This is a genomic window from Lentzea alba (assembly GCF_047445655.1).
GTDB lineage: Bacteria > Actinomycetota > Actinomycetes > Mycobacteriales > Pseudonocardiaceae > Lentzea > Lentzea alba_A.
This window is the reverse complement of record NZ_JAJAEG010000035.1, coordinates 51,024-72,874: the sequence shown is the minus strand read 5'-3', so window position 1 is coordinate 72,874 and position 21,851 is coordinate 51,024. Positions and strand designations below refer to the sequence as shown.

Here is a 21,851-nt window from a genome sequence, read left to right as displayed (position 1 = left end):
CGTGCTTGATATTTCAGACCGCACAGTAGTGCTTGCGTTGCAAGAAATCACTGAGCAGCTATGGCCCAGCGGCGAAGTGGCCGACAGTACGGTCCGCGATGCAGTCGAGGCCGGGGAAGTAGTGGCGGAACTTCTGCGGGTAGGCGGCCGCTCCGGCAACGGCGAGATCGCCGGCGATCCGATGGTCGCTCGTCGAATGCTCGAACTGCTCCTGGGCGATCAAGACACCCGTGCGACCGCAGAAGCGACCCTTGCGGATCCACCTGCGGACGAGCAGCTCAGTGTGGAGACCGCAGTCACCACAGTCGTGGTGCTCGCGGCGGCGATCTCGTGGTTGCAGACCAAAGTGGACATCAAGATCCATCGAAAGAACGGCAAGATCGAAGCGTCCTTCACACTTCAGAAGAACGCTGCGGCCGGCAACAGCCTCGAGCGGCTCGCCACCCTGCTGTACGAAATCTTCAACGGTCGTTCGTAGCCCGGCCAGCAGCGGCGCAGTCTCGTTCAACGAGCCGACGACGCTCATGCTGTTGGCGCGCCCGGTGATCATCAAGGCGCTCACCGCGTTCGTGGCGTGCTTGACGGGCGTCATCGTGGCGCTTGTGGCGGGCATCCTGACGAGACGCTCCCAACGTCTGAGCGTCGCCGTCGCGGCTGGGGGTGGAGCTTTCGCCGCAACGGTTTTGCTCTGCCTCGCGCCGTTCAGCTATGTCCTTACTTAGTCGTGAACGACGAGCGGAAGTTGGTGGGATGCCCGGATGCTGTCGGGCCTCCCGCCAACTTCAAGGCGGTGATGGTTGTGATGCCGCATCCCAAGGCCCTTGGTGGGCGCCTACTTCGGTGTCTGATGGGTCGCTGACCTCCGCCAGGTCATGGGAAACTGGAGTAGGACGACGTTCGGCAGGGCCGCTCCGCCTGGCCGTCTCCTGGTTGGGGAGCCGGCAGCGGAAAGATGTCCGGCATGCGACGCAAGCCTTCCGCCAGGGTCGCCAGCGAGGGAGTGACTCACACCCAGCTGGCCATCCAGGACGAGCTGGGTTGGTTGTTCCGCGAGCAGCCGACTGAGGACTACGGCATCGACGCGCATGCTGAGGTTGTCGACGGCGAGGACGTGCAAGGGCGGCTGCTGGCGCTGCAGATCAAGGGCGGGATGGGCTGGTTCCGGGAGACGGCGCGAAGGGGCTGGTGGTTCCGGCCGGATGCTGAGCATGTGGCCTACTGGCTCAACCACTCCCTACCTGTGGCCGTGGTGCTGTACCACCCGGAGACCAAGCACTGCCACTGGCAGCTGGTGAACCGCCAGACGCTCCAAGAAACGTCCACGGGAGGCTGGAAGCTGCTTGTACCCGAAGCCCACGTGCTGGACGCAAGCGCGGCGAACAGGCTTCGCGTGGCCGCCGAGGGTGACCCGTACGTCCTGCGGCTTCGCCAGCTGCAGCTGGCGAAGCCGTGGATGGAGCTGCTGGCCAGTGGCAAGCGACTGATGGTGGATATAGAGGAGTGGATCAACAAGACGTCCGGACGCGGCTCCATCTCGCTGGGCGTGGACAACGCAGACGGTCAGAAGCCTGAGAAGCTGGCCAGTTGGGGCGTGGTTCTTGGCCTCGCGAGCTACGCCGAGGTGGTTCCGCAGCTGTTCGCATGGGCGGACGTGCAGGTGCACGAGGAGACCTATGAGAAGGCGGAGTCCAACGCGTACGACACATACGTAGCTATGCGGCGGGCACTGGCGTCTGGCCGATGGCCGGATCGTCAAGCGACCCTGAGCAGGCAGCGTTCGCGCCATGCGCGGCGGCCCGCCTGGTCAGGCAAAGCGGCGCAACCACGCGGCCGATGATCGTCCTTCGCACGCGGCCCTGGTGCCGTCTCTAATCGTCGATGTTCTGGTCCTGCAAAGTCTCCAACGCGAAGTAGCACCACGCCATCGCGGCCCGCACGGTCAAACGCGCGTGACGGGACTCGACGGAGGTGTGCGCCCGGACGGAGCCGTGGCCGTCGCCGAAGTCGTTGCGCAGGGTGCCGACGAAACTGGACAGCTCCTTGAGCAGTCGCATCGCCTAAGCCTCGGGCGAGTTTCCGGCAGGATTCGAACCTGCAACCTCGGATGCGAAGACTCGCTCGCTTTTCCTTCAGCACGGAGGGGCCCGCCGCGGCCACATGCCGACGGGCGCACAGGTGTCCAGCGGTGCCAACGCCGAGCTAGCCATGCGCGCCACGCCCTTTGCACTTCAGCGACGTGCCTACCTGTCACCCCGCCGCTCTGGCCAGACGTCGCACGTCCAATCGACGCCCAATCACGGCGGTCAACGCCCGGATTGACCGCCCCAGTTGCCCGGTGCGCCAAGAACTAGCGCACGGTGGGCGCGCGGCACTGACCGCCGACCCAGACGTGGTCTGCGACGATCCCAAAGGCCCCGAGCAACCATCACCCAGACGGGCGGCATGGTCTTGGAGCAGATCCGTGACCCTATTTCGCGAGATTCAGGCCCGTGCTCCAGTTTTGCTCCAGTTAGGGGTGCCACTGTCCACATGGGACAAAAGCACAAGATCGCCCGCCGACCTCATACCTGCAGGTCAACGGGCGATTTGCACAGCCAATTCAATTGTGGAGCTGAGGGGACTCGAACCCCTGACCCTCACACTGCCAGTGTGATGCGCTACCAGCTGCGCCACAGCCCCTTGAAGGTCCACGTTCCCGGCCGGTTTCCCTGCCGTTCTCGTGTGGCAATACCGTACATCAAGACGCCACCGAGATAAAAATCGGGGGTATCCAAACCGCATAAAGGCTGGTAGGACCGGGTGATGACCGCCGCAGCGCCGTTCGACCCGAAGATCGAGTGCATGGACCCCGAGGCCCGCCGCGAGCTGCAGGAACAACGCCTGCAGGGCCTCGTCGACAGGCTTCTCGGCACCGACAACCTCCAGGGTGCGAGGCTCAAAGATCATGGAGTGACGCGCGGCACAGATGTCAGGCTCGACGAGATCCACTTGCTGCCCACGATCAGCAAGCAGGACCTGTGGGACCACTACCCGTTCGGGCTGCGGATCGCGCCGGAGGAAGACGTCGTCTGCGTGCACGGGTCGTCGGGCACGGGTGGCCGGCCGACGCTCATTCCGTACACCGCCAACGACATCGAGATCTGGGCCGAGGTCATGGCCAGGGCGCTGAAGGGTGCGGGAGCCACCAACACGTCGACCATCCACAACGCTTACGGCTACGGGCTTTTCACGGGCGGGCTCGGGGTGCACCACGGTGGGCTGAAACTCCAAGCCACCGTCATCCCGATGTCCGGCGGCATGACGGAGCGGCAGGTCCGGCTCATCGACGACCTGAAGCCCGACATCCTTTGCTGCACGCCGTCGTACGCACTGAGGCTCGCGGACGACCTCAAAGAAACAAGCCTCAAGGTCGGCATCTTCGGCGCCGAGCCGTGGACCGAGGAGATGCGGCAGGAGATCCAGCAGCGGCTCGACATCAGGGCGCTGGACATCTACGGACTGTCCGAAGTGATCGGTCCGGGCGTGGCGTGTGAATCCCTTGACTCGGAAGGGCTTCTGAACATCGCGGAGGACCACTTCTACCCGGAGGTCGAGGACGGTGAGCTCATCTTCACCACGCTCACCAAGACCGGCATGCCGCTCCTCCGGTACCGCACGGGTGACGTGGCGACGCTCCACGCACCCAAAGGCCAACGAACACTGACCACGATGAGCAAGCTCAAGGGCCGCAAGGACGACATGCTCATCATCCGCGGCGTCAACGTGTTCCCGACGGAGATCGAAGCGGTTGTCCTGCAGCACGCCGGCCCGCACTACCTCATCATCGAGGACCGCAGGACCAGCACTGCGCAGCTGCACGTCGCCGTTGAGTCCACTCAGGACATCAAGAACGCGATGAGCAACAACCTCAAGGAACGCCTGGGCATCACGTGCCAGGTCCACGTCCTCGAACCGGGCAAGCTGCCGCGCACAGAGGTGGGGAAAGCACAACGCCTGGCCCGGTGGACCCAGGGCCAGGCGCCGATCGACGGGCTCACTTAGCCAGGTCGGAGAGCCAGTTCTTGTTGTCGAGGTCGACGAGCTTCCCGCCGGAGGCGACGCTGGGCGTGCCGCGGAAGCGGCCCGTCTCCGGGTCGCGCAGGGCGGGGTCGTTGCTGGTCTTGGACATCAGCTCGTCCAGCTGCGACTTGTAGGTCTGGTTCTGCACGCAGGACTCGAACCCAGCAGCAGTCACACCGACTGCCTTGCCCAGGTTGATGAGCTGGGTCTTGGTGTAGCCGGCCTCGCCTTCCTCGGGCTGCGAGTTGAACAGGGCCGCGTGGAACGCGTTGAACTTGCCGTCGTCGGCCACGCACAGCGCGGCGTTGGCCGACTCGGTCGAGTAGCCCTCGGGCTTCGACATGCGGTTCAGCATCGGGAGGATGTGGTAGCGGACCTTCACCTTGCCGTCCTCGACGGCCTTCTTGATGTCCGTGCCGTAGGTCTTCTCGAACGTGCCGCAGATCGGGCAGAGGAAGTCCTCGTACACGTCGACGGTGACCGTGGCGGTGTCCTTGCCCACCAGCACGGTGTTGCCGTCGCGGACCGCGGGGGCCGAGATCGTGTGGTCGGCCGGGGCCTGCGGGATGGCGGCATCCGGGGACGGCTTGGACTGCATGCTGTCGTAGACGACGTAGCCGATCACGGCGACCGCGAGCAGCACCACGACGATGACGCCTGCGATCACCTTGGTCCGGTCGGAACCGCCGGACGTCCGGGCCTGAACCACCGCACGCGCGGCCTGCTTCTTCTTCCGCGCACTGCGCTCTGCACCACCCACGGCGACGAGGGTAGCGAGCCAAACTAAAAAGAAGCTGAGTACGCAATCACGCTTCTGGGTGGCGTGGCCGGCCGCCCACCCGCTCGCCGGTCGGGACCTCGGCGCTTTCGTCGAGGCAGCCGCACTCCGGTGCGACAGCGGCAGCCGTGTGCTCCTCCTCATGTGTGGGCAGGGTCTCGGGGGCGACGAACCAGAAGCCCACGGACAGCAGCAGTGCGGCGCCGGTGATGGCGAACGACGCTTCGAAACCGAAAGAGTCGGCCAGCAGGCCGGCACACATCGGGCCGATGATCGCGCCGAGGTCGGTGACCATCTGGAACCCGGCCAGCACCGGACCGCCCTTGCCGCGTGCGCCGATGACGTCCGCGACCACGGCGTTCTGCGGCGGGTTCAGGAGCCCGGCGCCCGCACCCGCGACAAGAGAGGCGGCCATGAACGTCCACACGTCACCGGTGAAGCCCATCCACACCGTCGCCAGGCCGCTGATCAGCAGACCGGCGATGGCGACCGGCTTGCGGCCGCGGGTGTCGGCGATCTTGCCGGACAGGAACAGCATCGCGGCGTTGCCGGCGGCGAACACCGACATCGAGATGCCCGCCACGGCCGCGCTGTGCTTCAGCGCCTCGATGACGAACACCGGGACCAGCGAGATCCGCACGCCGAACACGGCCCACCCGTTGGCGAACCCGGACGCGAGCGCCGCACGGTATGCCGGGTGCCGCACGGCCTGACGCATCGACATGGGCGTCTCGGTGTTGTTGCGGTCCAGCGCCGCCAACGTCGAACGGCGCAGGAAGAACCAGACGACGAACGCCGCGAGGCACAGCAACAGGCCGTACGACACGAACGGCACCCACAGCCCGAGCGGCACCAGGCCAGCGCCGACGATCGGACCCGCGATGTTGCCGACCAGGAAGCCCGCCGCCCACATCCCCGACGCCCGCCCGCGCATCGGCGCCGGCGTGATGCGGATCAACAGGCCCAGCGCGGCCACGGTGAACATCGTCGACCCGATGCCGGCGAGCGAACGCCACAGCAGCATCTCGGTGTAGCTCTGCGCGAACCCGCACATCGCGGTGCCGAACGCCACGATCAGGATGCCGACGATGTAGATGTGCGGTTCGCCGAACCGGTTGACGAGCTTGCCGCTCATCGGCGCGAACGCCAGCCGGACGAACGCGAAAACGCTGATCAGAGCCGCGATGGCGGTGTGACCGACACCGAACGACGCCGCGAACACCGGCAGCACGGGAGCGACGATCCCGAACCCGATGGCGATGATGAAGCTCGCCGCGACCAGAACCCAGACCTCGACCGGCAACCGCTCGCGCACAAAGCCTCCCTTAGCCCTGCTAAGGATATGTCACGCGGCAACTAAATAACTCATTCGAGTAGCTCATCAACTCTGCGTACATATGCCGTCACCGGGTACGCCGCGACGAACCCGCACGCCTCGGCGAACCGCTCCCCCGGACCCTCGTCCACCTGCGAAGCGATCAACGCCGCACCGCTCGAACGCAGAGCCGCAGCAGCAGACACCACCAACGACCGTCCAACACCACGTCGCCGCCGCGCCGGACGCACCACGCACTGCTCGACCAAGCCCACGCCACGCTCGGCGAACCCCGACACGAACCCGCCGATCCGGTCGCCGTCGTCCACCACCATCAACAAACACCGCGGGTCGTCCAATCGATGCCCGAGCCACCGAGCCAGCCGCGCCCGATTTCCGACCAGCTCGTCGGACAACAGGTCGACGATGCCCGGCAGATCCGCATCCTCAGCCCGCCGGACGTCCTCCGAAACAACAGCAGACCCGCGATGAACCACGGTCAACAGCTCCTCGACCGCGTACCAGCCGGAGTCGTCGGCGATCCCCTCGATCTCGTCCACGGTCGTCGGCGACGCGTACACGACCGCCTCCGCACGCCCCACGTCCGCGAACGTCTGCTCCAGCTGCAGCAACGTCGACGCGACCTCCACCGACGTCCCGTCCAGCGCGCACCCGAAGTTCCCGGAAGGCAGCGGGTTCTCGCGGTTGATCACCACGGCCGCGCACCCGACCCGGCCGATCTTGCCGTACCGGACCGCGCCGGACGCGAGCCGCGCGCCCTCGACCAAGATCGCCAGAGATCGCGACTGGTACGGGTCCAGCAGCTCCGGATCGTCCGGATCGCGCAACGGGTCAACCAACTCGACGGCCCTTCCACGAAGCACCTGGACGCAGTGCGCAGTCCAGCAGGAACACCCCGATCGTCGCCCACGACAACGGCGCCAGCACGGCCGAGATCTCCGGCTGACCGACCCGCCGCACGAACTCGCGGTGCGCCACGGCCTGAGAGAACCACGCCAGCCAGGACCACGGCGACCGCCACCGAAGCACGGGGATCAGCCCGTACGCGAGGTGCAGCAGGCCCGCGACCACCAACAACGGACGTCCCCACGGCCCGAACATCTCCCGCATCGACGGCTGGATGCTCTTGCGCAACGACCGCCAGCACGAGCCGAAAGTGTCGATCCCCGAGGTCGTGAGCAGCCCCTGCGCGTCCACGAACCGCGTGACCCCGCCGGAGTCCCTGATCAACGTGGCCAGTCCGACGTCGTCCGCGTGGGTGTGGGCCAGCGCGGGCCACCCACCCGCGGCGAGGAAGACCGACCGCCTCACCAGGATGCAGTGCCCCACGGCCAGCGCCGTCGCCCCACGACCGTCCGGCGGCGAGCCCTCGAACACCAGCGTGTTGAACGCGGGCAGCAGGAACCACCAGGCCGCCCCGGTGCCCCGCCCGGACGACGACACGAGATCCGCACCCAGCTCGCCTGCCGTGGCCACCAACCGCCCGACCAGGTCAGGCGTGCAGGTCACGTCCGCGTCGAGGAACAGCAACCACTCTTCATCCCGAGCCGCCTCCACGCCCAGATGCATCGCCGCAACCTTGCCCGCCCACCTGGGCGCGGGCCCCTCAGACGAGATCACTTCAGCCCCACCAGCACGTGCAACGACGGCCGTCTCGTCCGAAGAAGCGTCATCCACCACCACAACGCGCACCCCGGGCTGACCGACCAACCCGGACAGCAACGACGGCAGCGTCAGCGCCTCGTTCCGCGCCGGCACGACAGCCAGCACGGACGCGGTCTTCGACGAAGACGACACCTCCGCCACGTGCTGCCACTGCGCCACGGTTCGAGCGGACCTCAACACGGACAGTGCCCCAGACACCACGCCAAGAATCCCCATGGCTCCACCCTGACACACTCAACAACGTGCACCTGCCCGATCTCCCCGTGAAGTCCGTTCTCCCCGAACTCCTCAAGACCCTTGAGGACAACGGGTCGGCCGTACTGGTCGCGCCACCGGGCACGGGCAAGACCACGCTCGTCCCGCTCGCGCTCCCCGGCAAGGTCGTCGTCGCCGAACCGAGAAGGATCGCCGCCCGAGCCGCCGCCGCACGCATGGCGAGCCTCCTGGGCGAACCCGTGGGCCACACCGTCGGCTATTCGGTGCGAGGCGACCGCAAGACGAGCAAGCACACCCGGATCGAGGTCGTGACCAGCGGACTCCTCGTCCGCAGACTCCAGCACGACCAGGAGCTCAAGGGCGTCGGCACCGTCCTGCTCGACGAGTGCCACGAACGCCACCTCGACGCAGACCTCCTCCTCACGCTCCTGCTGGACTCCAAAGCAGGTCTGCGCCCGGACCTCAAACTCCTCGCAACGTCAGCAACCGTTGCCGCACAACGACTCTCCGACCTGCTCAACGCACCGGTACTGCACACCGAGTCCCGCATGTACCCGACGGAGATCACGTACGTCCCGCCGACACGCAACGAGCACATCGAGACCACGGTCGCCAGAGCCATCAACAAAGCTCTGTCCGAAGTGGACGGCGACGTGCTCGCGTTCCTGCCCGGCGTCAGAGAGATCAACCGGACCGCGAGCCTGCTCCGCGCCGAAACGGTCATCCTGCACGGCCAGCTCAACGCCCAGACCCAGGACGCCGCGCTGAAACGCGGCGACAACCAACGCGTCGTGCTCGCGACCAGCATCGCCGAGTCCAGCCTCACCGTCCCCGGCGTGCGAGCGGTCGTCGACGCAGGCCTGGCCCGAGTCCCCAGAGTCGACCACCGACGAGGACTCGCCGGTCTCACCACGATCCGCGTCTCCCAGGCCGTGGCAGAGCAACGCGCAGGACGAGCCGGCCGAGAAGCCCCGGGAAGGGTCTACCGCTGCTGGCCGGAGCACGAGCACTCCACGCTCCCCCGCTACCCGGAACCGGAGATCAAGACAGCCGACCTCACCAGGCTCGCGCTGGAACTGGCGGTGTGGGGCACCCCGGACGGCACCGGCCTGAACTGGTGGGACGCCCCACCGGAGGGCGCGCTCAAAGCCGCCCAGGAAACCCTCAACGCGATCGGCGCCGACGACCCCGAACGTCGTGACCGCATCGCGAGCGTCGGCCTGCACCCACGACTGGGCCGCGCACTCATCGACGGCAGCGCACTCGCGGGCAACCGCACCGCCGCCGAAGTCGTGGCACTGCTGGACGACAGCTCCCACCCGTCCACCACCGACCTGGCGACCGCGTTGAAGGCCCCCGGCAAGTGGCGCAAGGAAGCCAAGAAGCTCGAAAAGCTCGGTACCAACCCGGACGGCAACGGCGACCCGGCGCTCGTCGTCGCGCTCGCCTACCCGGAACGGCTGGCGAAACGCCGGTCCAAGAACAGCAACGTCTACCTGATGGCCAACGGCACAGCTGTCGAGCACGACAACTCGCACGCCAAGTGGCTGGCGGTCGCGATCGCAGACCGCGAACCGGGCAGCAAGCACGGCCGCATCCGCCTCGCCGCTCCCGCCGACGAGGAACTCGCCGTCGAAGCCGCCCAAGCCCTCGTGCACACGGAAGACGACATCCGCTGGAACGGCGACGTGATCGCGAACAGCGTCCGCAAGCTGGGCGCGATCACCCTCGACGAACGCCCGCTCAACGACCTCGCCAAGTCCCAGCAGGCACTCCGCCTCGGCCTCGAACAGGAAGGCCTCGGCCTGCTCAAGTGGACCGACGCCGCCAAACGCTTGCGCGAACGCATGGCGTTCCTGCACCGGACCCGCGACTGGCCGAGCGTCGACGACGAGAGCCTGATCCGCGCGATCGACCTGGGCAAGGCGAAGAAACGCTCCGACCTGGCCAAAATCGACACGACGACGCTGCTGCGGAACATGCTGCCGTGGCCTGAGGCAGCGGAGTTCGACAAGCTCGCCCCGGAGCGCATCGGCCAGGGCAAGGTCGACTACACGCAGGACCAGCCCGCCCTGCACGTCCGCATCCAGGACGCCATGAAGTGGGCCGACACGCCGCAGATCGCGGGAGTTCCGGTGGTCGTTCACCTGCTCTCGCCCGCAGGCCGCCCGACCGCCGTGACCAGCGATCTCAGGTCCTTCTGGCGCAACGGCTACCTGCGGGTGCGCAGCGAGCTGAAGGGCAGATACCCGAAGCATCACTGGCCCGAACGGCCCTACAGCAAGGGCACATGAGGGGTTTTCAGGTATCGCGGCGCCGTTTTCTGGGAATGACGGCACTGGCCATGACGGCGACCGGCACCGCAAAGGCCGACACGAACGAAGCCGTCGTCATCGGCACCGGCTACGGAGCCGCCGTCGCCGCGCTGCGACTCGGCCAAAAGGGCATCAAGACCACGATGCTGGAGATGGGTCAGCTCTGGAATCAGCCGGCCCACGACGGCAAGGTCTTCTGCTCCATGCTCAACCCGGACCGCCGCGCGATGTGGTTCAAGGACTGCACCGAGGCACCGCTGGAAACCCTGCTCGGCCTGCCGCTCGTGAACCGCCCGATCGAGCGCTACGCCGGCGTCCTCGACAAGGTCCACTTCCAGGAGATGTCCGTCTACCTCGGTCGCGGTGTCGGCGGCGGCAGCCTGGTCAACGGCGGCATGGCCGTCACCCCGAAGCGCGAGTACTTCGAGGAGGTGCTGCCACAGGTCGACGCCGACGAGATGTACGGGACGTTCTTCCCGCTGGCCAACAAGACGCTGAGGGTCAACACGATCCGCAGTGCCTTCCTGGAATCCACGAGCTGGTACCAGTACGCCCGCACGGCACGCCGCCAGGCCGCGAACGCCGGCTACGGCACCCAGGTCATCCCGAACGTCTACGACTTCGCCCACATGGAAGGCGAAGCCCGTGGCACCAAACCGAAGTCCGCGCTGGCCGGCGAGGTCATCTACGGCAACAACCACGGCAAGATGAGCCTGGACAAGACCTATCTCGCCGACGCGCTGCAGACCGGCAACGTCACCATCAAGACGCTGCACCACGTCAAACGCATCCAGAAACGACCGAACGGCTACCTGCTCACCGTCGAGCACCGCGACCCGTTCGGAGAACTCCTGGCCACCAAGGAGATCGGCTGCCGCCACCTGTTCCTCGGCGCCGGCAGCCTCGGCACCACCGAGCTACTGCTGCGCGCCCGAGAGAACGGCGAACTGCCGAACCTCAGCGAGGAGATCGGCCGCGGCTGGGGCCCGAACGGCAACGTGATGACCGCCCGCACGATGCTCGGCGGCTTCCAGCAGTCCGGCATGCCCGTGCTCGCCATCGACGCGTGGCAGGACCACGAGGTGTTCGCCGAGATCGCGCCGGTTCCCGCGGGCATCGAGACCCTCGCCTCGCTCTACCTCGCCATCACGAAGAACCCCGAGCGCGGCACGTTCCACTACGACCGCCGAACCGACGGCATCACCCTCGACTGGCGACGCGAACAGATGAAACCGTCGATCCGCGCGGTCAAGGGCGTCTTCGACGAGATCAACCGAACAAACCTCACTACATATCGCCCCGACCTCTTCGGAATCGGGAAAGTTTTCACCGACGACTTCACCTATCACCCGCTGGGCGGCTGTCTGCTCGGCCGGGCAACGGACGAATACGGCCGGGTCAGGGGCTATGACAACCTCTACGTCACGGACAGCTCGCTGATCCCGGGCTCGATCGGCGCCAACCCGTTCGTCACGATCACAGCGCTGGCGGAACGGAACTTGAGTCGAATCACCGCCACCAATTTGAACCATTAGGAATCGAACAACGTTAATCTCAGCTATGGCGCACATCGCGATCTTCCTCATGCCCGAGCGCGGACACGTCCTCCCGGCGCTCGGGATGATCGCCGAGCTCGTGCGCCGCGGCCATCGCGTGAGCTGCCCGGTCCCGGCCCCGTTCGCCGAGGCCGTGACCGAGTGCGGCGCGACCGCGATCCCTTGCGGGACAACGCTTCCCGCCGAGCTGCCGGAGTCGCTCTTCGAGGCCGCGCAGCTGGCACTCGTCGAGGCGGAGTCGACATTGCCGCTGCTCGAAGCCGTGTTCCGGCAGGACCTGCCGGACATCGTGCTGTGGGACATCGCGGCCTGGGCCGGCGGCGTGATCGCGCGCAGGACGGGCGCTCCGAGCCTGTTGCTGGAGAGCCTGCTGACCAGCAACTCGCACTGGTCGCTCGGCGCCGCGGTCGTGCCCGCGCGCACTTTCGACCTGGAGGCGATCCGGTTCTTCACCAGGGTCCAGGAGTTCGTCGGCTGCGCGCTGCCGGAGTTCGTCGCGGGCACGCGGCGCCGGATCGCCTTGTTCGCCAGGGAGTTCCAGCCCGAGGGCGACACGTTCGACGAGCGGTTCGCCTTCACCGGTCCGTGCCTGACCGAGCGAGCGTTCCAGGGCACGTGGACGCCTCCGAACGACACACCTGTCGTGCTCGCCACGATCGACGCGCAGACGTGCGCAGACGCGGCCCACGGCATGCCGTGGCACCTGGTCGCGAAGGGCAAGGTCTCGAACCCCTCGCCGAACGTCGAGGCTCACGACGACGTTCCGCAGCTCAAGGTGCTGGAGCACGCGAGCGTGTTCATCACGCACGGCGGCCTCGGCGGCGTGATGGAGGCCCTCCACCACGGTGTTCCCATGATCGTCGTGCCGCGCATGACCGACCAGCGCCTCAACGGCCAGCGCGTCGAGGAGCTCGGTCTGGGCGTGCTGCTCGACAGCGTGACCGAGGAGAGCGTGCGCTCGTTGGTGGGTCAGCTGATGTCGGATTCCGCGATTTCCGCGCGGGTGAAGGACATGCAGCGCATGATTCACCGGGCGGGCGGCAGCACGTTCGCCGCGGACGTGGTCGAGGAGGAACTGGCGCGGTGAGACGGATCTGGGACGACGCGGTCCGCACGCTCGGCGGCGCACCCGACTCGGGTGACCTGATGGAGCGCTATGCCGAGCCGCACCGGAGGTATCACAACACCTTCCACGTGGCCGCCGTCGTCCGCGACTCCGCGGCGCTGGCCGACGCGTTCTCGTTCACGACGGCGGAGCGCGCGATCCTCACGCTGGCCGCCTGTGCGCACGACGTGATCTACGACAGCAAACCCGGCGAGGACGAACGCGCGTCCGCCGCCTGGGCACGCGAACGCCTGACGGGCCTGGAAGAAGCACACATCGCCCGCGTGGAGTCGTTGGTGCTGGCCACGATCACGCACTCGTCCGACGACCCGCTCGCGCACGTGCTGCTCGACGCCGACCTCGCCATCCTCGGCGCGGAACCGGCGCACTACGACCGCTACAGCCAGGCCGTGCGCCAGGAGTACGCGCAGTACGACGACGACCAGTGGCGTGCGGGCCGCACCCACGTGCTGAAGACGCTGCTCGACCGCGAGGACCTGTACGTGACGGAACCCGCGCGGGAGCTGTGGGACGCCTCCGCGCGGGTCAACCTCGCCCGCGAGCTTCAGTCCTTGGCGTAGAGGACCTTCACCGCGGTCGTGAAACGCTTCAGCGTCTCCGGGATCGGGTCGATCCCGATGCCCGGCCCGGTCGGCACGTGCATGAACCCGTCCTTGAGCTCGAACGGCTCGGTGACGTCCTCCGCGAAGTACCGGCACGACGCGGACACGTCGCCCGGCAGCACGAACCCGGGCAGAGCGGCCAGCGCGAGGTTCGGCCCGCGCCCGATGCCGGTCTCGAGCATTCCGCCACACCACACCGGAATCCCGTGCGCCACCGCGACGTCGTGGATCCGCCGCGCCTCCAGGTAGCCGCCGACCCGCGCGGGCTTGATGTTGATCACCCGGCACGCGTCCAGCGCGATCGCCGTCGCCGCGTCCTTCGCCGAGGTGATCGACTCGTCCAGGCAGATCGGCGTGCGGATCCGCTGGGCGAGCAGCGCGTGCCCGCGGATGTCGTCCTCTTCCAGCGGCTGTTCCATCAGCAGCAGGTCGAACTCGTCGAGCCGGCGCAGGTGCTCGGCGTCGGCCAGCGTGTACGCCGTGTTCGCGTCCACCTGCAGCAGGACGTCCCCGAACCGCTCGCGCACGGCCCGCACCGGTTCGACGTCCCAGCCCGGTTCGATCTTGAGCTTGATCCGGGCGTATCCCTCGGCCAGGTAGCCCTCGACGTCGGCCAGCAGCTCGGCGATCGAGTTCTTGATCCCCACCGAGACACCGGCCGGTACGCGATCTGCCGTGGCACCCAGGTAGGTCCCGATCGACATCCCGTACGACCGCAGCTCGGCGTCCAGGATCGCGGTCTCCAGTGTGGCCTTGGCGAGCTTGTGGCCCTTGACCGCCTCGGTCCGGTGTGCGACCTCCGCGGCCGTCACCTCGGGCATCACCCGCGGCACGAGGTGCTGGTCCAGCACCAGCTCCGCGGCACCGACGAACTCCGAGCAGTACAACGGTTCCGGGTCGGCCGCGAACTCCGACCAGCCCTCAGCCGCGTCCGTCACGACCCGCAGCAGGAACGTGTCCTTGGTCGTCATCGTCCCGAACGACGTGCGGAACGGCGAGACCAGCGGAATCGCGACGTGCAGCAGCTCTACGCGTTCGATCTTCACCGGCGCTCCAACTCGTACCAACCGTCACGCGACATCGACGTCGCCACACAACCTCGGGAGAAGGCGTCGACGAACACGCCGCGCACCGCCCTCCGCCACTCCAGCGCCAGGTCGGCGGACTCCTTGCGCACCTGCACGACGTCACGCGGCACCCGGCACCAGATCCGCTCGCCGTCGGTGCGCGCCAACGGTTCCCCGTCCGGTGCCGTCGCCGTGACCTCACCGGCGGGCACCGACTCGTGCGGTTCACGAGCCCCGGTGAGATCCCACTGCACGGTCAGCCGGTCGCTCTCGTCGCCGTCGTTCACGCCGTCGCGCATGGGCCCGTAGAAGTCCACTGTGTACTCGGTGACGACCGCGCCGAGCTTGACCAGGTTGAACCGGGCGTTGCGCGACACCAGCGGGTCGTAGGTCCACCGCATCGACTTCGCGCCGAGCCCGACCGCCCAGTCCTTCTGCGCGAGCTTCAACGAGTGCCCGACACCGGCCCGCGCCGCCGCGATCATCGAGTACACCGACCCGTCCGGGCAGAAGAGCCCGGTCGTGGCTCCGACGAGCTCGTCGCCGTCGAACGCCCCGATGGTCGCGCCGCCCGCGTGCCGGATGCAGTGCAACGTCTCCGTGGACAGCACGTCCTCGGTCGTCTCCCAGACCTCGGCGTAGTACGCGGCGACGCGGGCGATGCCGGGAACGTCACTGATCACCTGGAACCGCAAGGCGAGCCTTCCTCACGCTGTAACCGAAGTAGATGACGAAGCCGAGGACCATCCAGGCGAGGAACGCGATCCACGTGTCGAGGCCGAGGCTGAACATCATGTAGAGGCAGAACGCCAGCCCCAGCAGCGGCGTGACCGGTGAGAACGGCACCCGGAAGCTGCGCTGCCGGTCCGGCTCGGTGCGCCGCAGGATGATCACCGCGATGTTGACCAGCGCGAACGCGAACAGCGTGCCGATGCTCGTCGCGTCGGCCAGCGCACCCAACGGCACCAGCGCCGCCAGCACCGCGATGAACAGGCCGACGACGATCGTGTTCACGAACGGCACACCGGTCTTCGGGCTGAGCCTCGCGAAGACCGACGGCACCAGTCCGTCCCGCGACATGGCGTACAGGATGCGCGTCTGTCCGTAGAGGACGGTCAACACCACCGAGGTCGTGGCGACGACCGCGCCGATCGACAGCAGGATCGGCCAGATCGAGCCGCTGACGTTGTCGGTCAGCACCCGGCTGAGCGCCGCCTCGGTGCCCTCGAACGTCTGCCACGGCATCGCACCGACCGCCGCCAGCGCGACCGCGCAGTACAGCGCGGTGATGACGACCAGCGAGATGATGATCGCGCGCGGCAGGTCGCGCTGCGGGTTCTTGGCTTCCTCACCGGCCGTCGACGCGGCGTCGAAACCGATGTAGGAGAAGAAGAGCGTCGCCGCACCGGCGCTCATGCCGGCCAGGCCGAGCGGGAACAACGGCTGCAGGTTGCCCGCCTTCAAAGCGGTGAACGCCACCGCGCAGAACATCAGCAGCGCGCCGACCTTCACGTAGACCAGGATCGTGTTCGTGCGCGCGCTGCCCTTGGCGCCGCCGAGCAGCACCAGCATCGAGATCACCACGACCAGCACGGCCGGGATGTTGATGATCCCGCCGTCACCGGGCGGCTGGCTGAACGCGTCCGGAATCCGCAGCCCCGTCACGAGGTGCAGCAGCTCGTTGACGTACTGGCCCCACCCGACCGCGACGGCCGCGACCGACACGCCGTACTCGAGCACGAGACACCAGCCGCAGACCCACGCGACGATCTCGCCGAGCGTGGCGTAGGTGTAGGAGTACGAGGAACCGGACGCCGGGATGAGGCCCGCCAGTTCGGCGTACGACAGCGCGGAGAACAACGCGGTGATGCCCGCGAGCACGAACGACAGCACAATCGCCGGGCCTGCCAGCGGCACCGCCTCGCCCAGCACGACGAAGATGCCGGTGCCGAGGGTGGCACCGATGCTGATCATCGTGAGGTGGCCGACCCCGAGGGTGCGGTGCATCCCGCTGTCCGGATGGGTCAGCTGATCGATCGGCTTGCGCCGCAACACCCGCGCCCCGATGCGCTGTTCGTTGCTCATCCGGACAACCTAACCGGTGAGTCAGTTATTGGCGGCCACCAACCGGGCGGAACGTGCGTCGGTATGTGTCCGGTGGCACACCGACCGTTCGGTGGAAGTGCCGGCGCAACGTCGTGGCGGTCCCCATCCCGGACGCCTCGGCGATCTGGTCCACGCTGTCGTCCGTCATCTCCAGCAGCTCCTGCGCCCGCCGGATCCGCTGGATGTGCAGCCACTGCAGCGGCGTGGTGCCCGTGACCGCCTTGAACAGCCGCGCGAGATGCCGCGAGCTCATGTTCGCCTGCCGCGCCAGGTCCTCCACGGTCAACGTCTGGTCGAGCCGCGTACTCGCCCACCCGAACAACTCGGTCAGCTGATGCCCCTCCTCGGACGGCACCGGCGCCAGCACGAACTGCGCCTGCCCGCCGTCCCGATGCGGCGGCACGACCAGCCGCCGCGCCGCCGTGTTCGCCGTCGCCGTCCCATGATCACCACGAATCAGGTGCAGGCTCAGATCGATCGCCGCCGCTTTCCCCGCGCTGGTCAGCACCTGACCGTTGTCCACGTAGAGCACATCCGGATCCACTTCCACCCGCGGATACCGCTGCGCCAGCACGTCCGTGTGCGCCCAGTGCGTCGTCGCCCTCAGGCCGTCCAGCAACCCGGCCTCCGCCAGCACGAACGCCCCCGTGCACAACGACACGATCCGCGCCCCCTTCTGGTGGGCCGCCCGGACGGCTTGGACGAGCTCCAAGTCGATCGGCTCGTCCACGTCCGCGATGGCCGGCACGATCACCGTGCCGGCACGTTCGAGCTGGTCAAGGGTCATGTCCGGCTCGACCGTGAACCGCCCGACCCTCATGGGCGCGTTGCCGCAGATCTTGACCTCGTAGTCGAGCTGCGGGGCGGTGAAGATCTCGTACGTCGCGGTCAGCTCGAAGTGCAGCATCCCGTCGGTCACAGCGAACACAAGCATGTCCGAAACTGTACGCATCATGTCGTTCCAGACACTAGCCCGTTCTCGCTCGCGACCGTTGAATGGTCCACATGGGACACCAGATCGCAGTCTACGGCGCCTCCGGCCACACCGGACGCTTTGTGTTGGCAGAGCTGGAAAAGCGCGGCTTCGAACCACTCCCGTTCGGCCGCGCCCAGGCAACGGCAGACGACCCGCACGCCCTTGACCGCGCACTGACCGGCGCTGCCGCAGTGATCAACACGGCCGGCCCGTTCGCGGTGACTGCGGGTCCGCTGATCTCCGCCGCCGAACGCGCCGGCATCCCCTACGTGGACGTGGCCGCCGAGATCGAGGCCAACGCCGACACGTTCGCCCGCGGCGCCTCAATCCCGGTCGTACCCGCCATGGCGTTCTTCGGCGGCCTGGCAGACCTGCTGGTCACCGCCGCGATGGCCGACTGGTCCACCGCCGACTCCGCCCACATCGCCTACGGCCTGAGCGGCTGGCAGCCCACCGCCGGCACCCTCGCCGCCGGCACGATCTCCCGCGAACGCCGCAACGGCCAGCGAGTCCGCTTCCGCGACGGCGCACTGCAGTACCACTCCGACACCCCACCGACCTCATCGTGGGACTTCCCCAACGGCCCCCGCGAGGTCATCGGCGAGTTCTCGATGGCGGACATCGTCACGATCCCGAGCCACCTGCAGATCCCGTCGGTGACCTCCTACATGTCGACCACCGCGGCCCGAGGCCTCAGCGATGCCGCCGACCGCGCAGAGCCCGAAACCTTCGAGGTGGACGTCCGCGTGCGCAAGGGCACCGAGGAACGCCGCATGACCATCGCCGGCCGCGACATCTACGCCGTAAGCGCCCCTCTGGCCGTAGAGGCCGTCGACCGCCTGTTAACCGGCCGCTCAAAGGTCACCGGCGTCGCCTCAGCGGGCGCGATGTTCGACGCCGCCGACTTCCTGGACGCCCTCTCCGCCCACCTCAAAACACCAGTGTGACCTTGCCGCCCAGCCCACCCCGCCGAAACCGCTCGTGCGCGGCCCGAACGTCCCGAACAGCGAACGTCGAGTCGATTCGGAGTTGGAGCACACCGTCGTCAACCAGCCGAACCAACTCCCGCAGGGCAACCCCGTCCTCACGAACCTCGATGTTCGTGGTCCGCACCCCGTCCCTGACCGGCACAGGACCGGCTTGCGAAGCAATCGACGCGTACCGCCCGCCCTCAACCACCGCGTCAACGACAAACGCGCCATACGTGTCGAACACAGCGTCGTACTCACCGTCGATCTCAGGTTCTTCCCTGGTCAACACGTCGACCTGCACACCCCGCGCCCGCGCCAGCTGCACCGCCAGACCTCCGACAGCCCCACCGCCACCCGCAACCAGCAACCTCTCGCCGGCTTCGAGTTGGAGCCACTCCAACGCCTGCAACGCGGTCATCCCGGCCAACGGCAACGTCGCCGCCTCCACGAAACTGCACGTCTCCGGCGCCGGCGCGACCAACTCCACCGGCAACGCCACCAGCTCGGCCCAGGTCCCCGACCAGTGCTGAGCTGGTGCGACATCGCCACAACCCGATCTCCGGCCTTGAACTCCCCCGCACCCTCGACGACAACCCCGGCAAGGTCCCACCCGAGCTCCCCGACCTCACCGAAGACACTCTGCGCGGTCTTGTCGTCAACCGGGTTGATGCTGGTCGCAACCGTCCTGACCAGCACTTCACCCGGCCCGGCAACCGCCTCCGGCACGTGAACGACCTGCAACTCCGCCGTCCGCACAGCCCGCATCGAGTCCCCCAGACCCACTGACCAACTCACTCCGGCCAAGCACTGCCCTTGATCAGGTCAACGAAGTCCGTCCGCTGAAATTCCGGGTCGAAGTGCGCCAGCACGTCGTCGTTCATCGTCCCGAACGTCGTTTCCGGCCGATGCGCCATGCCGTCGTAGAACGCCCTCAAGATCCGGCTCTTGAAATCCGGCCTGGGATGCGCCGCCACGACCTCTGCGCGCTGCTCGTCGCTCAGCTCGTCCAGCCCGACTCCGAGCACATCGGTCTTGACCCCCAACGCCACCGCGGCAACCTCGGGCGACAGGTGCTCGTTCACCTCAGGCGTCGTGTGCAACGCGATCGCCAACCAAACGTTGCGCGCCTCAGCCTCAGACCGCCCGTGCTCCAACAAGAAGAGCCGAGCAGCCTCAGCCCCATCAATCTCGAACCGCAGGTCTTTCGACGCGTAGGACTCAGTCAGCCCGAGGTCGTGGAACAGCCCACCCACATACGCGAGCTCCAGATCCACGTCCAACCCGCGCTGGGCGGCCTTCAACGCGCCCCACAAGAACACCCGCCGCGAGTGATGGAACAACGTGTCATACCGCGACCTTCCGAACCAACGCCGTAGCCGCCCGCGCCATCTCGGAGTCAGGAACCGTCACACCAGCAACAACCTCAGCCATGAGCCAATGCTCGACCGATCACCGGCCACTTCCCACTGTCAAACCAGACCGCTACCCCACAGATGTGGACATGCGAGCCCGATACTCGCTGGGCGACGCCCCAATCCGAGCCACGAACACCCGACGCATCGTCTCTGAACTGCCAAAACCCGCCAGCCGAGCCGTCTGCGCCACCCCGTGCCCGGCGTCCAGCAGCGCCTTGGCGTGATCGAGCCTCACCTGCTCCACGAACCGAGCAGGCGTGGTGTCCAACTCGCTCGCGAACAGCCTGGCCAGGTGCCGCGAGCTGACCCCCACCCGCGCAGCCAACGACCGCGCGCTGTGGTCCAGCGCGGGCTGCGCCGACACCAGGTCCACCACCTCACGCAACGCGGGTGTGCGCGGCCTCCTGATCTCCAACGGCGCCGAGAACTGCGACTGCCCACCGGGCCGCTGCATGAACATCACCAGGCTGCGCGCCACCGTCCGCGCCAGGTCAGCCCCGTAGTCCTGCTCGACGAGCGCAAGTGCCAGGTCCATCCCCGCCGAAACCCCGGCTGACGTGAACACCCCGCGGTCCTCGACGAACAACGCGTCCGGCAACACCTCGACATCCGGGTAGGCCCGAGCCAGCAGCGGCGCAGGCTGCCAATGGGTGGTGGCCCGCCGCCCGCTCAACACCCCAGCCGCAGCCAACGCGAACGACCCGGTGCAAATCGACACCAGCCTGCGCGCACGCGGATGCAGGTGGCGAATGGCCTCGACCAAGTCAGCGGGCACAGGTTGATGGACAAGTGCGTCGCCACCGGAGACGACCACGGTGTCCGGATCGACGACCTCGGCGGATGTGCCGTATACGGGCAGACGAATCCCCACAGATGTCGTGACCGGTTCGCCTGAGGGCGACACGTAGCTGATCACGTACTCGGCGCCAGCAGCGTTGGCCTCGGCAAACACCTCTGCAGGCCCAGTCACGTCCAGCATCTTCATCCCGTCGAACACGAGAAAGACGACGCTACGCACAGGCCCACCCAACAGGAAAGCCCGCCAAGTTGCGAAGCAACGAGGCGGGCTGGGGGTCCGGGGGCTTGCCCCCGGCTGGGGTCTGGGGGCTTGGCCCCCAGAAAACACCCGGAACGAGCCGGCGAAGGTGGCGCGAAGCGCCACCGAGCAGCCTTCGGCCGAGTGGAGGTGCCGGGAATCGAACCCGGGTCCTGTGGCGGTTCATCAGGGCTTCTCCGTGCGCAGTCCGCTCTGCCTCTACTTGACCCCATCAGTCACGCGAACGAGCTGATGTGACAGGCCCAGTCGCTGTGAGTTTCCCGAACAGTCACCGCGACCGTGACTGCTGGTAAGCCCTCTAGCTGATGCCGAACACTAGGCCGAAGGCACTCCTAGGTCGACAACCGCTAGCTCCGCTGTCAGGCAGCGAGAGCGTACGCGGTGCGCTTGTCGTTAGACGTGGCGCTTATTGGTTTGCGATGACGCTTAACGGTGGTCTCTCGCCTGCACCGGCACGCTTCCCCTGAATCAACGTCCACAGTCGAAACCGTTCACCCCCTTGTAGTGGTACGCATAGCATAACGACCGGGGCCAACCAGTTCTTCCCGAGGCAGGTAGGGCTGTCCCCACCCCTGACCGGCTAGCTGGCCAGATGGTCCCTGACCA

The 21,851-nt window shown here is 67.3% G+C and carries 21 protein-coding genes, 1 tRNA gene and 1 other RNA gene; 8 read left to right on the top strand and 15 right to left on the bottom strand.

What is annotated here, in order from left to right; all coding sequences use genetic code 11:
- Position 1: 1 nt before the first annotated feature.
- Together LFM09_RS41060 and LFM09_RS41055 are read left to right on the top strand one after the other, a co-directional pair.
- Positions 2–478: a hypothetical protein gene (locus LFM09_RS41060; RefSeq protein WP_414102048.1), complete on the top strand. Its 477-nt coding sequence runs from the start codon at positions 2–4 to the stop codon at positions 476–478.
- Positions 479–961: 483 nt separating this feature from the next.
- Positions 962–1,837: a DUF4365 domain-containing protein gene (locus tag LFM09_RS41055; RefSeq protein ID WP_414102047.1), complete on the top strand. Its 876-nt coding sequence runs from the start codon at positions 962–964 to the stop codon at positions 1,835–1,837.
- Positions 1,838–1,868: 31 nt separating this feature from the next.
- Here the strand turns inward: LFM09_RS41055 and LFM09_RS41050 are convergent, their stop codons facing one another.
- Together LFM09_RS41050 and LFM09_RS41045 are read right to left on the bottom strand one after the other, a co-directional pair.
- Positions 1,869–2,054: an abortive infection family protein gene (locus tag LFM09_RS41050; protein ID WP_414102046.1), complete on the bottom strand. Its 186-nt coding sequence runs from the start codon at positions 2,052–2,054 to the stop codon at positions 1,869–1,871.
- A 552-nt stretch (positions 2,055–2,606) separates the two neighbouring features.
- Positions 2,607–2,679 (bottom strand) — tRNA-Ala (locus LFM09_RS41045).
- Positions 2,680–2,802: 123 nt separating this feature from the next.
- Here LFM09_RS41045 and LFM09_RS41040 point away from each other — a divergent pair.
- Positions 2,803–4,041: a phenylacetate--CoA ligase family protein gene (locus LFM09_RS41040; protein WP_414102045.1), complete on the top strand. Its 1,239-nt coding sequence runs from the start codon at positions 2,803–2,805 to the stop codon at positions 4,039–4,041.
- On the opposite strand, the gene LFM09_RS41035 is transcribed toward LFM09_RS41040, so the two are convergent.
- From LFM09_RS41035 to LFM09_RS41020, 4 genes are read right to left on the bottom strand one after another with little or no spacing between them, the layout of a single operon-like run.
- On the bottom strand, positions 4,034–4,819 hold the full coding sequence (locus LFM09_RS41035) for a DsbA family protein (RefSeq protein WP_414102044.1): 786 nt from the start codon (positions 4,817–4,819) through the stop codon (positions 4,034–4,036). The two genes, LFM09_RS41040 and LFM09_RS41035, sit on opposite strands and share 8 nt — an antisense overlap.
- Positions 4,820–4,865: 46 nt before the next feature.
- Positions 4,866–6,152 (bottom strand): MFS transporter, encoded by a 1,287-nt coding sequence (locus LFM09_RS41030; protein WP_414102043.1) that lies wholly within the window; start codon positions 6,150–6,152, stop codon positions 4,866–4,868.
- A gap of 50 nt (positions 6,153–6,202) precedes the next feature.
- Positions 6,203–7,012 carry an N-acetyltransferase family protein gene (locus LFM09_RS41025; RefSeq protein WP_414102042.1) on the bottom strand — a complete coding sequence of 270 codons (810 nt, stop codon included), beginning with the start codon at positions 7,010–7,012 and terminating at the stop codon, positions 6,203–6,205.
- The gene (locus LFM09_RS41020) at positions 7,005–8,054 is read right to left on the bottom strand and encodes a glycosyltransferase (RefSeq protein ID WP_414102041.1); all 1,050 of its coding nucleotides are present in this window, start codon (positions 8,052–8,054) and stop codon (positions 7,005–7,007) included. Before LFM09_RS41020 ends, LFM09_RS41025 begins: the two co-directional genes overlap by 8 nt.
- A gap of 26 nt (positions 8,055–8,080) precedes the next feature.
- On the opposite strand from LFM09_RS41020, the gene hrpB reads away from it, so the two are divergent.
- From hrpB to LFM09_RS41000, 4 genes are read left to right on the top strand one after another with little or no spacing between them, the layout of a single operon-like run.
- Positions 8,081–10,348, top strand: coding sequence for an ATP-dependent helicase HrpB (gene hrpB / locus LFM09_RS41015; protein ID WP_414102040.1), 2,268 nt, complete (start codon positions 8,081–8,083; stop codon positions 10,346–10,348).
- A gap of 35 nt (positions 10,349–10,383) precedes the next feature.
- A complete protein-coding gene (locus LFM09_RS41010) occupies positions 10,384–11,904 on the top strand; it encodes a GMC oxidoreductase (RefSeq protein ID WP_414102039.1) in 1,521 nt (506 codons plus the stop codon).
- Between the two features lie 25 nt (positions 11,905–11,929).
- Positions 11,930–13,012 carry a macrolide family glycosyltransferase gene (locus LFM09_RS41005; protein ID WP_414102038.1) on the top strand — a complete coding sequence of 361 codons (1,083 nt, stop codon included), beginning with the start codon at positions 11,930–11,932 and terminating at the stop codon, positions 13,010–13,012.
- On the top strand, positions 13,009–13,611 hold the full coding sequence (locus LFM09_RS41000) for a hypothetical protein (protein WP_414102037.1): 603 nt from the start codon (positions 13,009–13,011) through the stop codon (positions 13,609–13,611). Before LFM09_RS41005 ends, LFM09_RS41000 begins: the two co-directional genes overlap by 4 nt.
- Here LFM09_RS41000 and menC read toward each other — a convergent pair.
- From menC to LFM09_RS40980, 4 genes are read right to left on the bottom strand one after another with little or no spacing between them, the layout of a single operon-like run.
- Positions 13,596–14,699 carry an o-succinylbenzoate synthase gene (menC, locus tag LFM09_RS40995; RefSeq protein ID WP_414102036.1) on the bottom strand — a complete coding sequence of 368 codons (1,104 nt, stop codon included), beginning with the start codon at positions 14,697–14,699 and terminating at the stop codon, positions 13,596–13,598. The genes LFM09_RS41000 and menC overlap by 16 nt on opposite strands.
- Positions 14,696–15,415: a hypothetical protein gene (locus tag LFM09_RS40990; RefSeq protein ID WP_414102035.1), complete on the bottom strand. Its 720-nt coding sequence runs from the start codon at positions 15,413–15,415 to the stop codon at positions 14,696–14,698. Before LFM09_RS40990 ends, menC begins: the two co-directional genes overlap by 4 nt.
- Positions 15,393–16,805, bottom strand: a complete 1,413-nt coding sequence (locus LFM09_RS40985; RefSeq protein ID WP_414102034.1) for an amino acid permease — start codon at positions 16,803–16,805, stop codon at positions 15,393–15,395. Before LFM09_RS40985 ends, LFM09_RS40990 begins: the two co-directional genes overlap by 23 nt.
- A gap of 25 nt (positions 16,806–16,830) precedes the next feature.
- The gene (locus LFM09_RS40980; RefSeq protein ID WP_414102074.1) at positions 16,831–17,778 is read right to left on the bottom strand and encodes a helix-turn-helix domain-containing protein; all 948 of its coding nucleotides are present in this window, start codon (positions 17,776–17,778) and stop codon (positions 16,831–16,833) included.
- A gap of 53 nt (positions 17,779–17,831) precedes the next feature.
- On the opposite strand from LFM09_RS40980, the gene LFM09_RS40975 reads away from it, so the two are divergent.
- Positions 17,832–18,749 (top strand): saccharopine dehydrogenase, encoded by a 918-nt coding sequence (locus tag LFM09_RS40975; RefSeq protein WP_414102033.1) that lies wholly within the window; start codon positions 17,832–17,834, stop codon positions 18,747–18,749.
- Here the strand turns inward: LFM09_RS40975 and LFM09_RS40970 are convergent.
- The 5 genes from LFM09_RS40970 to ssrA form a co-directional block, all read right to left on the bottom strand.
- Positions 18,733–19,260 carry a zinc-binding dehydrogenase gene (locus LFM09_RS40970; RefSeq protein ID WP_414102032.1) on the bottom strand — a complete coding sequence of 176 codons (528 nt, stop codon included), beginning with the start codon at positions 19,258–19,260 and terminating at the stop codon, positions 18,733–18,735. The genes LFM09_RS40975 and LFM09_RS40970 overlap by 17 nt on opposite strands.
- Entirely contained in the window at positions 19,188–19,538 is a 351-nt protein-coding gene (locus LFM09_RS40965) for an alcohol dehydrogenase catalytic domain-containing protein (protein ID WP_414102031.1), read from the bottom strand. The genes LFM09_RS40970 and LFM09_RS40965 overlap by 73 nt, the downstream gene beginning before the upstream one ends.
- Positions 19,539–19,564: 26 nt before the next feature.
- Positions 19,565–20,092, bottom strand: a complete 528-nt coding sequence (locus tag LFM09_RS40960; RefSeq protein ID WP_414102030.1) for an HD domain-containing protein — start codon at positions 20,090–20,092, stop codon at positions 19,565–19,567.
- 163 nt (positions 20,093–20,255) lie between these two features.
- Positions 20,256–21,206: a GlxA family transcriptional regulator gene (locus tag LFM09_RS40955; protein WP_414102029.1), complete on the bottom strand. Its 951-nt coding sequence runs from the start codon at positions 21,204–21,206 to the stop codon at positions 20,256–20,258.
- 160 nt (positions 21,207–21,366) lie between these two features.
- Positions 21,367–21,744, bottom strand: a transfer-messenger RNA (tmRNA) gene (ssrA, locus tag LFM09_RS40950).
- Positions 21,745–21,851 lie beyond the last annotated feature (107 nt).